Here is a 10,540-nt window from a genome sequence, read left to right as displayed (position 1 = left end):
TCTTGTTCAATTCTTTTTGTTTGAATCTCGTGTCCGAACCTTTCAATGAGTTCGTTGTCAAAAACTTTCAACGCAAAAAAATTGGCGTCCTTCTTTGCTTTGAAAACTGCCGCAGACTTTCCGTTATTAATTAGCTCTATAACTTCATATCCATTTAATGTAGTTCCCTTTATTTCTTTTTCTAACGCTAATGCTTTTATTTTGTCCATGTGTTTAAATACTTATGAAGTTTGAAGTGTTGAATAAGGTAGCAGGCAACATACTTATTGGCGAATATAATTAATTTCAAGCAAAAGTAAAATCTTTTTTTTAATTTCTTGTTATATAAACAGATAAACTGAAAATGATATGCGTATTATTAATATCTAAAAATATAATTATATTCGTAAAAAATATTTAAATGAAATTTTATTTTCTTAATTGTACATTTTCAGAACACAGCAATCAAAAGGTAATTATGTGCCATTTTGAATACAATCCATTACACTTAAATGCATTTAAAAAAGAGTTTCCTGGAGCAAAGTGGTCGCAAAGTAAAAAATGCTGGTACGTAGCCGATACCAGTTTATACCGTAAACGTTTAGGTTTGGAAAAAAATGAAATAGGAAGTCAATATGAAACAAAAATTCAAGGAACAAATAGTCACGCATTTACACTTTTTAGAAATACCTTGCATCAACGTGCCTATTCTCCACTTACTATAAAAACATATTTAGGAGAATTTGCTCAATTGCTAATGGAATTAAAAGGACATGATGTAAATCAACTCTCCACTGAGCGGCTGAATGCGTATTTTTTATATTGTATAAAAAAATTGAAATTATCAGAAAACCAAATTCATAGTAGAATTAATGCAGTTAAAGGTTATTTCAAATTAGTGCTCAATAAGCCTGAAATTATAGATGTTGTTCCTCGACCACGAAAAGGAGAGAGTCTCCCAAAAGTGCTAAGTAAAGAAGAAATAAAAAAAATATTTGATGTTACTCCAAACTTAAAGCATAAACTAATGCTGAAATTAGCTTATGGCATGGGCTTGAGAGTGAGTGAAGTTGTTAATATTAAAATCGCAGACATAGACAGTAATCGCATGCAGGTACGCATTGAACAAGCAAAAGGAAAAAAAGATCGTGCTGTTAATTTGCCGAAATCTATTCTTCCCGAACTTCGACTTTATTACACAGAGTATAAGCCTATAAAATATCTATTTGAAGGTCAATTTGAGGATAAATATTCAATTAGAAGCGTTCAAGCAGTTTTTAAACGTGCTATGATCAGAGCAAATATCAATAAAGTTATTGGAATCCACGGTTTGCGACATAGTTATGCCACACATCTTTTAGAAATTGGAACAGACATGGTTTTTATTCAAAAATTATTGGGACATAAAAATATAAAAACAACAGAAATTTATGCAAAAATAGGAAGACAAACGCTGGGCAAAGTTCAGAGTCCTCTTGACGATTTGTAATCTAAACCAAATTTACTTAATTTTAAAGAGAAGATTAAGATGTCTTAAAGCTAAGAAGTGTCAGTTTCCCAAAAATTGTTACCATCCAATATTATTGAACTATTTTCATTGGCGCTACCCAGTACTACCTCTAATGCACATCGGTACATTTTCAAATTCTTATACATTCTCAATTTTACATTATCAATTCTCCAACATCAATTCTCTTTCTCGCACAATATTTTTTTGTTTAAGCCGTTTTCAGAATTATAAATGCAGTACTAATCATAAAAAAACCGTAGAAATCATGAAAAAGAACAGAGAAACAGGCAACGTTAAGAACGCAGCCAATTTTGAAGATTTAATTTCTTTTTGCGAAGGGTACAAAACCGCTTATCAACCCTCCAACGCACAGTTCGAGCTAACAGCTTTACAAACATTGTTGCTCGAAGCACGAACTAAAATGGATGAGCTAAACACTGCCATTACGGATTTTAACAATGCGACCAACGAAAGAGCGATACTTTTTCAACCGCTTCGCAAATTGAGTACTCGCATAGTAAATGCCTTGGAGGTAAGCGGAGCTACTGCACTCACTGTTGCCAATGCAAAAGCAATTTTGCGAAAAATACAAGGTCGCAGAGCACCAACACATATACACTTGTTGGTACAAGAACCAGTTGCGGAAGGTACACCGCAGCCTGTTCCGACATCCAAAGAAATCTCTGCGGCACAAACAGGCTATGATAACCAAACAGAGCATTTAGCCCGTTTAATAAGCACTTTGCATGCAGAGCCTTTGTATACACCAAATGAAACAGAGCTTACTCCAACAAAGTTAAGCGCCATGCTCACTGCAATCAAAGCAGCCAACACTGCCGTTATTGCCAAAGCAACTGCTCTCAGCAATGCCCGCATCGCACGCAATAAAATCATGTACGACAGCGATACCGGAATCCACCACATAGCACTTGAAATAAAAAAATACATCAAGTCTGTGTTTGGAACAAACAGCCCGGAATACAGGCAGGTAAGCAGAATAAAGTTTACACGAGCCAGATTCTAATAAATCCTGAAAAGCCCTCTCCTAAAAAAGAGGGCTTTCTTTTTGAATATCCCTCCCCAATTTGTTATAAAGCACGATTACTGTGTGATGACGCATGTTATTTGTTTGATGGCAGATGTTATTTGTTTGATGGCAGATGTTATTTGTTTGATGGCAGATGTTACTCGTTTGATGGCAGATGTTACTCGTGTGATGGCGCATGTTATTTGTGTGATGACGCATGTTATTTGTTTGATGGCACATGTTATTTGTTTGATGGCACATGTTGCTCGTTTGATGGCGCATGTCATTTGTTTGATGGCGCATGTTACTTGTTTGATGGAGCATGTACACCGTTTGATGGAGCATGTTATAAGTGTGTCCCAAAAAGCGTATAAACGTTGAGTGGGAATGTTCCCGTCATTTTATAATCAAGCATTCCGTTTTAGGGGGAACAATTGCCTGAAAAAAGAATATTTCAAACAGTTTGTTTAGGTAGTATTTGGATTTGCGGCTAAATCGTACCTTCGCGCAATTTTTAGAAAAATGTTTACCGAAGAATACATTAAACACCATAAAACAACCGCTTTGTTAGCGTATCCGCTTTGTCTAAGTCAGTTAGGACAAATAATGGTAGGCGTTGTGGATACTGCGATGGTTGGGCATCTCGGAACCATTCCACAAGCAGCGGTCGCACTTGCCAACAGTGTTTTTATGGCGGTGCTTGTATTCGGAATCGGTGTTTCGTTTGGTATTACGCCCATGGTTGCTATTGCCGATAGCAATAAAAACGAACATGAATCTGCCTTATTATTAAAAAACGGATTGCTCGTAAATGTGTTTACCGGCATCGTCCTTTTTGCTTTTTTATATTTCGCTACACCTTTAATGAAAGATCTCGGAGAGCCCACAAACATTGTGAGTTTGGCGATTCCATTTTTTTCAGTCTTATTGTTTTCGATGATTCCCTTGAGTTTTTTCTTCACCTTTAAACAATTTGCCGAAGGACTTTCACGCACGCGCATCGCTATGTTAATCAGCATTGCAGGAAATATTCTCAATGTCATTCTCAACTATATTTTTATTTTTGGAAAATGCGGAATGGCACCCATGGGAATTATGGGATCCTGTTGGGCAAGTTTTTATGCGCGGGTTTTTATGGCTATCGGAATGTTTTTATATGTGTTTTACGATGCCTATTTTAAACCGTATTGGAAAAATTTCTTTTCAGACGAAGCGTTTTACTCCATTCCTCTAATTCGAAAAATAATCGGAATCGGTGTTCCCACTGGTTTTCAATTTGTGTTTGAAGTAGCCACCTTTTCTTTTGCTGCCATCATGACGGGCTGGATTGGCGCCGTTCCATTAGCCGCACATCAAATTGCGTTGAGCATCGCCGCCATTACCTATATGGTCGCAAGCGGTTTGGGGGCAGCATCTTGCGTCCGCATCGGAAATCAATTTGGATTAAAGAATAAAAAAAGTATTCAACATGTCGGCTTTAGCTCTTATTTTATGGTGATTTGTTTTATGACGTGTAGCGCCATTTTATTTATTCTGTTCCGAAATAAATTACCCTTGATCTTTACAAATGATCCAAACGTCATTTCAGTTGCTTCTTCTTTGCTTGTCATTGCTGCCTTTTTTCAATTATCGGATGGCATTCAAGTAGTTGGATTGGGATTGTTGAGAGGAATGAAAGATGTGAAAATCCCTACGCTTATTACATTTATTGCCTATTGGGCAATCGGCTTACCTTGCAGTTATCTTTTGGCATTCAAATTCGGAATGGGCGTACAAGGCGTTTGGTACGGACTTCTACTCGGTCTTACCGCTTCCGCGGGATTGTTGTTTTTACGATTCAAACACATTTTAAAAGGCATAAAAGCCACTGCTTAAAAAGCCATTTTTGAAATACGGTTTTATTTTCTATTTTTGCAGCCCTTTAATGGGAAAATAATCATCTAATTAATTGAAAAAGATAACCTAACAAAAAATAATTTTATGCAAAACATAGTTTACATCGTTCCATTTTTCGGAATAATTGCCTTGATTTACACCGCCATCAAATCGGCTTGGGTAACCAAGCAAGACGCAGGAAATGAAAAAATGACCACCATCGCAAAATACATTGCCGATGGAGCAATGGCATTTTTGAAAGCAGAATATAAAGTGCTTTCGTATTATGTTATTATCGCCAGCGTTTTCTTGTTTTATTTGGGATCAACTGGTGAAAACTCATCTCCTTTTATCGTAGTTGCTTTTATCTTTGGAGCTATATTCTCCGTATTGGCAGGCTTTATCGGAATGCGTATCGCTACAAAAGCAAACGTTCGTACGGCACAAGCTGCACGTACCAGTCTTTCTAAAGCGCTTGCTGTATCTTTCGGCGGAGGTTCTGTTATGGGAATGGGCGTTGCCGGACTTGCGGTACTTGGTTTAGGTTCTTTGTTCATCGTGTTTAAAATAATGTTTGTTAAAACAGGCGATGTAAATGGTGCGGAGATGGAAAAAGCCTTGGAAGTTCTTACTGGATTTTCTTTGGGTGCAGAAAGCATTGCCTTGTTTGCCCGCGTAGGAGGTGGTATTTACACCAAAGCGGCTGACGTTGGAGCAGATTTAGTTGGAAAAGTAGAAGCTGGTATTCCGGAAGATGATCCTCGCAATCCTGCTACTATTGCAGATAACGTAGGTGATAACGTAGGTGACGTTGCCGGTATGGGTGCCGATTTATTCGGTTCGTTCGTTGCCACTATTCTTGCCACCATGGTGCTTGGAAGAGAGATAAAAGTAACAGATCATTTTGGTGGAATTTCTCCTGTGTTATTGCCCTTGGTAATTGGCGGAATTGGAAGTTTATTTTCTATCATCGCTACGTTTTTCGTAAAAGTAAAAGACGGCGGAAACGTTCAAAAAGCATTAAATATCGGTAATTGGTCGGCAGTAATTATGACGGCAATTGCTTCTTATTTCTTGATTCGCTGGATGCTTCCTGCTACTTTAATGTTGAGAGGAATCACATTTACATCAATGGGCGTTTATTACGCTGTTTTAATCGGCTTAGCCGTTGGTACATTAATCAGCATGGTAACCGAATATTATTGCTCTATGGGCAAAGGTCCTGTTAATTCGATTGTACAACAATCTTCTACCGGACACGCCACCAATATCATTGCCGGATTGAGTGTAGGAATGATGAGTACTGCATTGCCTATTTTAATATTGGCTTGCGGAATTGTAAGTTCGTATGCCGTTGCCGGATTATATGGAGTAGCTATTGCTGCTGCCGGAATGATGGCAACAACAGCAATGCAATTAGCCATTGATGCTTTCGGTCCGATTGCCGATAATGCAGGTGGAATTGCCGAAATGAGTGAACTTCCGAAAGAAGTACGTGAAAAAACAGATATTTTGGATGCCGTTGGAAACACAACTGCTGCTACAGGGAAAGGTTTTGCAATCGCTTCTGCCGCTTTAACTTCTTTGGCTTTATTTGCTGCTTTTATGGGCGCTGCACATATCAGCGTAATTGATATTTCGAATGCAAAAGTGCTTGCCGGTTTATTCATCGGTGGTGTTATTCCTTTTGTGTTTTCTGCTTTGGCTATTTCTGCTGTTGGTCGCGCTGCGATGGCAATGGTACAAGAAGTGCGCAGACAATTCCGTGAAATAAAAGGCATTATGGAAGGAACCGGAAAGCCGGAATACGAAAAATGTATTGCTATTTCTACTAAAGCTGCTATTCGTGAAATGATGTTGCCAGGTGCTTTGGCATTACTTGCTCCAGTTATTGTCGGATTTGCTTTTGGTGCGGAAGTATTGGGTGGCGTGCTTGCCGGAGTTACTGTTTCGGGTGTGTTGATGGCGATTTTTCAATCGAATGCAGGTGGTGCTTGGGATAATGCAAAAAAATCTTTTGAGAAAGGCGTTATCATCGACGGACAAAAATATTTTAAAGGTTCCGATCCACACAAAGCGTCTATTACTGGCGATACTGTTGGAGATCCATTTAAAGATACTTCTGGTCCATCCATGAATATCTTAATTAAATTAATGTCGATTGTTTCTTTGGTAATTGCGCCACATTTGGTTCAAAAAAATAATTTACCAACTCCTGTTTCGTCGGCAACTACACAAACAACAAGTGATTCCACAAAAATGATTTCGCAAGACATGGCGCCTTTAAACGGAACGTTCGTGTTGAGCAAAGTGCATTCTTTTGTTGGGTTCACTATTTCTCACATGCTTTCCGAAGCAAATGGTTTGATGACCATTGACACAGGTTTTGTGAAATTAAATGGAGATTTAAAAAATTCAGATCTGGAATTAAGTTTCATCGTGAAAGGCATCAACACCAATAACGACAATAGAAACGAACATTTACAAACGCCTGCTTATTTTAACGCAGATAGTTTTCCGACCATTAAATTTAAAGCGACAGACATTGAATTGGCGGTAAATAATCCGAAATACAAATACATCGCTAAAGGAAATTTAACGATAAAAGATGTAACCAAAGCCGTTGATATTCCTTTCAATTACGTAGGTGCTGATTCACTTCAAATGAAAGGCATGACGATGAAAACATATACGTTTGCCGGAGAATTTTCATTGAATCGTACCGATTATCACGTTGGAACAGCCAACGCAATGATAGGTTCCGATGTGAAAATTAATTTCTCAGTAGAAACTTCGAAAATGTAATTCGAAAAATTATTTTTTTGAATGCGAAAAAAAGCCTCCCTAAAACGGGGCTTTTTTTATGCTCCGAAAAATTATTTTTTCAACCTCGCTTTTCCGTACCTTTGAATGACCAGAAATAGAATTTTTATGTTTCCAAAAAAAAGCAAAGCTTACAGCGTTTTGTACAATAAATGTCCGCGCTGCCACGAAGGAGATTTCTTATTTTCTAAAAATCCATTCAATTTAAAAATGGCGGGTAAATTAGCCAATCCTTGTTCCGTTTGTGGACAGAATTACGAATTAGAAACAGGATTTTATTGGGGCGCCATGTACGTGAGCTACGGCATAAACGTATTGGTTTTTGTTGTGATGTGGGGAATCACAGAATTGATTTTTCCTGCCGATACCAACCCTTGGTGGTACGTTGGCGTAATTACGGTAACAGAAGTTTTATTGGTTCCTTTTACTTTTCGCTGGGCGCGATTAATCTGGATAAATTTTTTCGTGGATTATAAAATCAATTTAGAATAAAAGAAACTAAAATCAGGTAAAGGAAACTGCTACTAAACGTATGTCTGTAAATAATTGTACTCCCACATATCAGCGAAAGCAATTGAGCTTTTTAGATCGCTTTCTAACACTTTGGATTTTTTTAGCCATGTTTATTGGTGTTTCCATTGGTTATTTTTTTCCGCACTCTGCTGATGTTATTAATTTATTTTCGAGCGGAACAACCAATATTCCTATAGCAATTGGCTTGATTTTAATGATGTATCCGCCTTTAGCGAAAGTGCGTTACGAAAAAATGAGTGAGGTTTTTAAGAATCCGAAAATTTTAGGAGTATCACTTTTACTGAATTGGGTTATTGGTCCTTTATTGATGTTTTTTTTAGCAATTATTTTTTTTCACAATCAACCGGAATATATGATGGGACTTATTCTCATCGGCATTGCACGCTGCATTGCAATGGTTATTGTTTGGAATGAATTGGCGGAAGGAAACAGAGAATATGCGGCAGGATTAGTTGCCTTAAATAGTATTTTTCAAATTCTGTTTTATAGTTTTTATGCCTATTTATTTATCTCTGTTTTACCTCCATTATTTGGCGTAAAAAGTAGCGTCATTTATATCACCATTTCGCAAATTGCTAAGAGTGTTTTTATTTATTTGGGCATTCCCTTTTCTTTCGGAATTATCAGTCGTGTTGTATTAATTAAGTGGAAAGGATTGGATTGGTTTAACCAAAAATACATTCCTTTTATTTCGCCAATTACGCTAATTGCACTGCTTTTCACTATTATATTGATGTTTAGTTTGAAAGGGAATTTAATTGTTGCCATTCCATTTGATGTTTTAAAAATTGCGATTCCTTTGGTCTTGTATTTTGCAATTATGTTTTTGATGAGTTTTTTTATTGGAAAAAAATTAGGAGCAGATTATTCTCAAAATACTGCCATTGCATTTACCGCAACCGGAAATAATTTTGAATTAGCCATTGCTGTAGCTATTGGAATTTTCGGCATTAACAGCGGACAAGCATTTGTAGGTGTAATTGGACCTTTGGTAGAAGTACCTGCGTTAATCTTATTAGTGAATGTGGCGCTGCGATTTCGAAATAAATATTATTTGAAAAAATAATTTTTTGAAGTCCTAAAATCAATAATCCGCGTTGTAGAAGGAAAGCGTGATTTTGCCATAACCGTATTCGTAACTTTCATCACTCATCGCAATTTTAATTTTTCCGTAATTCGGATCGCGTACAGTCCAAATGCTGGCTTCGTTTTCGGTAATGGGTTGTTGATATTTTTTTTCATAAAAATCTTCCAGTTTTTTTACCAATTGAGCTGCATCTTGGTTTGTATTAAAAAAAACTTCTGCTTTTATTTCGCTCATTCCGCGTTCGTCAAAACTGTAACTAATTGTATAATAATTATTGCTGTCGGCAGCAATTGTATCAAATGGAATGGTGTAAAATAAATAATCTTTATCGTCTTCGTCTGGCTTCATTTCCTCGCTTTTTTTTACATTTTCAGGATTCATTCCGAAATGTAAACCACGAAAAATACCTTGATCATTTTTCATCAGCGAAGCAAAAACACTTCCATAAGCGATAAAAATAGTGGACGTAGAATCGTTGTTTTTGATTCCCAATTTTTTTAGAGAAGATAAAAAAGATTTTTTCGGCGAACGATTCGTGTCGGAATGATTGTCGTCGTTACAAGAAAAACCAACGGCTGTAATAGCAAACAGGAAAATTATTTTTTTAAAGATATTCATTTCTTATTTCTCATCACGAAAGTAGAAAGAAAATGATTGCAAGGAGCATAAAGGGTATATTATTTTTTCAGCGAAACTTCTTGTAAAAAAATCGCGCAAATATCTTTTACCGATTGTTGCAAAGGCAGGAACTCATAATTTAAAGCCTTTTTAATTTTAGCATTTGAAAAATAATTTTTTTCCTGAGAAGCGCGTGCTATTTCTTTGGTGAGTGCTCCTTGTTTGCCTGTAATTTTACTTTTTAAAGCCTCTGCACGCCAAGCTATTTCGGTTAAAAAAGGAATTGCTTTTAGCTTCGGTTCTTTTTTGCCGAGCTCTTTACAAATCATCTCGAAAATAGTTTTGTACGAACAATTTTCAGCCGAAATAATAAAACGCTCCTTCGTAATTTCACTTTCCATTAAGCGAATCATACTATTGGATAAATCACGAACATCAATAAAACCAGCACTTCCAGAAGTATAAAAAGGCAATCCCTTGTACGCTTGCAGAAACATTGACGCACTGCTCTTTCGCCAATTTCCAGAAGCCAAAATAATAGATGGATTAACAATAACCATATTCAATCCTTCTGCTGCTGCACGCCAAACTTCGCGCTCAGCGGCATATTTACTGTTTGCGTAATTGGAATTGTCCACCAAAATATCCGAAAAAGTTTCTTCTGTAATCAACTCCTTATGAAGTGTTTTTCCTAACGTAGCTACGGAACTAACGTAACAAAATTTCTTAATTCCTTTTACCAACGAGGCATTCACCATGTTTGCGGTTCCTTGCTCGTTGGTTTTAAAAATAATTTCTTTATCTTTTCTGTTGAAAGAAACGGAGGCAGCACAATGGTAAACCTTCTCTACATCTTGCATGGCTTCCATTACCGAAAAAAAATCGCGAATATCTCCGTCTATCCAAGAAATTTTTTTGAAAAGGTTTTCATCATGATCTCCATTTTGAAAAAATAATTTTTTAACGCTCGAAATATCACTTTCAGGACGTTTCAGCACTTTTACGGTTTCTCCGGATTTAACTAAATCGAATAAAAGTCGGCTGCCTACTAAACCTGTTCCACCTGTTACTAAAATCATTTTCTACT

At 36.8% G+C, this 10,540-nt stretch carries 10 protein-coding genes and 1 pseudogene; 8 read left to right on the top strand and 3 right to left on the bottom strand.

What is annotated here, in order from left to right; translation table 11 throughout:
* On the bottom strand, positions 1 to 209 hold a 209-nt coding region (locus tag ABIZ51_02570; GenBank protein ID MEO7087661.1), incomplete at its 3' end, for a hypothetical protein.
* 191 nt (positions 210 to 400) lie between these two features.
* On the opposite strand from ABIZ51_02570, the gene ABIZ51_02565 reads away from it, so the two are divergent.
* From ABIZ51_02565 to arsB, 8 genes and pseudogenes are all read left to right on the top strand, one after another.
* On the top strand, positions 401 to 1,468 hold the full coding sequence (locus ABIZ51_02565; GenBank protein MEO7087660.1) for a tyrosine-type recombinase/integrase: 1,068 nt from the start codon (positions 401 to 403) through the stop codon (positions 1,466 to 1,468).
* Positions 1,469 to 1,754: 286 nt separating this feature from the next.
* Positions 1,755 to 2,513 (top strand): hypothetical protein, encoded by a 759-nt coding sequence (locus ABIZ51_02560; protein MEO7087659.1) that lies wholly within the window; start codon positions 1,755 to 1,757, stop codon positions 2,511 to 2,513.
* A gap of 42 nt (positions 2,514 to 2,555) precedes the next feature.
* Positions 2,556 to 2,897 carry a hypothetical protein gene (locus tag ABIZ51_02555; GenBank protein MEO7087658.1) on the top strand — a complete coding sequence of 114 codons (342 nt, stop codon included), beginning with the start codon at positions 2,556 to 2,558 and terminating at the stop codon, positions 2,895 to 2,897.
* Between the two features lie 141 nt (positions 2,898 to 3,038).
* Positions 3,039 to 4,391: an MATE family efflux transporter gene (locus ABIZ51_02550; protein MEO7087657.1), complete on the top strand. Its 1,353-nt coding sequence runs from the start codon at positions 3,039 to 3,041 to the stop codon at positions 4,389 to 4,391.
* Positions 4,392 to 4,496: 105 nt separating this feature from the next.
* Positions 4,497 to 6,632 (top strand): annotated as a pseudogene (locus tag ABIZ51_02545) (sodium-translocating pyrophosphatase).
* 18 nt (positions 6,633 to 6,650) lie between these two features.
* Positions 6,651 to 7,196: a YceI family protein gene (locus ABIZ51_02540; protein MEO7087656.1), complete on the top strand. Its 546-nt coding sequence runs from the start codon at positions 6,651 to 6,653 to the stop codon at positions 7,194 to 7,196.
* A 126-nt stretch (positions 7,197 to 7,322) separates the two neighbouring features.
* Positions 7,323 to 7,706 carry a DUF983 domain-containing protein gene (locus ABIZ51_02535; protein ID MEO7087655.1) on the top strand — a complete coding sequence of 128 codons (384 nt, stop codon included), beginning with the start codon at positions 7,323 to 7,325 and terminating at the stop codon, positions 7,704 to 7,706.
* A 40-nt stretch (positions 7,707 to 7,746) separates the two neighbouring features.
* Positions 7,747 to 8,814: an ACR3 family arsenite efflux transporter gene (gene arsB, locus ABIZ51_02530; GenBank protein ID MEO7087654.1), complete on the top strand. Its 1,068-nt coding sequence runs from the start codon at positions 7,747 to 7,749 to the stop codon at positions 8,812 to 8,814.
* Positions 8,815 to 8,832: 18 nt separating this feature from the next.
* Here the strand turns inward: arsB and ABIZ51_02525 are convergent, their stop codons facing one another.
* The gene (locus ABIZ51_02525; protein MEO7087653.1) at positions 8,833 to 9,453 is read right to left on the bottom strand and encodes a hypothetical protein; all 621 of its coding nucleotides are present in this window, start codon (positions 9,451 to 9,453) and stop codon (positions 8,833 to 8,835) included.
* Positions 9,454 to 9,512: 59 nt separating this feature from the next.
* Positions 9,513 to 10,532, bottom strand: coding sequence for an NAD-dependent epimerase/dehydratase family protein (locus ABIZ51_02520; protein ID MEO7087652.1), 1,020 nt, complete (start codon positions 10,530 to 10,532; stop codon positions 9,513 to 9,515).
* Positions 10,533 to 10,540 lie beyond the last annotated feature (8 nt).

It is taken from the genome of Bacteroidia bacterium (assembly GCA_039924845.1).
Taxonomy (GTDB): domain Bacteria; phylum Bacteroidota; class Bacteroidia; order DATLTG01; family DATLTG01; genus DATLTG01.
The sequence above is the reverse complement of the archived record's forward strand: the minus strand, read 5'-3'. Positions and strand labels throughout refer to the sequence as shown.

Excerpts from the sequence above, each read along its gene's own strand:
- ABIZ51_02565 (MEO7087660.1), top strand. The coding sequence starts at position 401 with ATGAAATTTTATTTTCTTAATTGTACATTTTCAGAACACAGCAATCAA.
- ABIZ51_02560 (MEO7087659.1), top strand. The coding sequence starts at position 1,755 with ATGAAAAAGAACAGAGAAACAGGCAACGTTAAGAACGCAGCCAATTTT.
- ABIZ51_02550 (MEO7087657.1), top strand. The coding sequence starts at position 3,039 with ATGTTTACCGAAGAATACATTAAACACCATAAAACAACCGCTTTGTTA.
- ABIZ51_02540 (MEO7087656.1), top strand. The coding sequence starts at position 6,651 with ATGATTTCGCAAGACATGGCGCCTTTAAACGGAACGTTCGTGTTGAGC.
- ABIZ51_02535 (MEO7087655.1), top strand. The coding sequence starts at position 7,323 with ATGTTTCCAAAAAAAAGCAAAGCTTACAGCGTTTTGTACAATAAATGT.
- arsB (MEO7087654.1), top strand. The coding sequence starts at position 7,747 with ATGTCTGTAAATAATTGTACTCCCACATATCAGCGAAAGCAATTGAGC.
- ABIZ51_02525 (MEO7087653.1), bottom strand. The coding sequence starts at position 9,453 with ATGAATATCTTTAAAAAAATAATTTTCCTGTTTGCTATTACAGCCGTT.
- ABIZ51_02520 (MEO7087652.1), bottom strand. The coding sequence starts at position 10,532 with ATGATTTTAGTAACAGGTGGAACAGGTTTAGTAGGCAGCCGACTTTTA.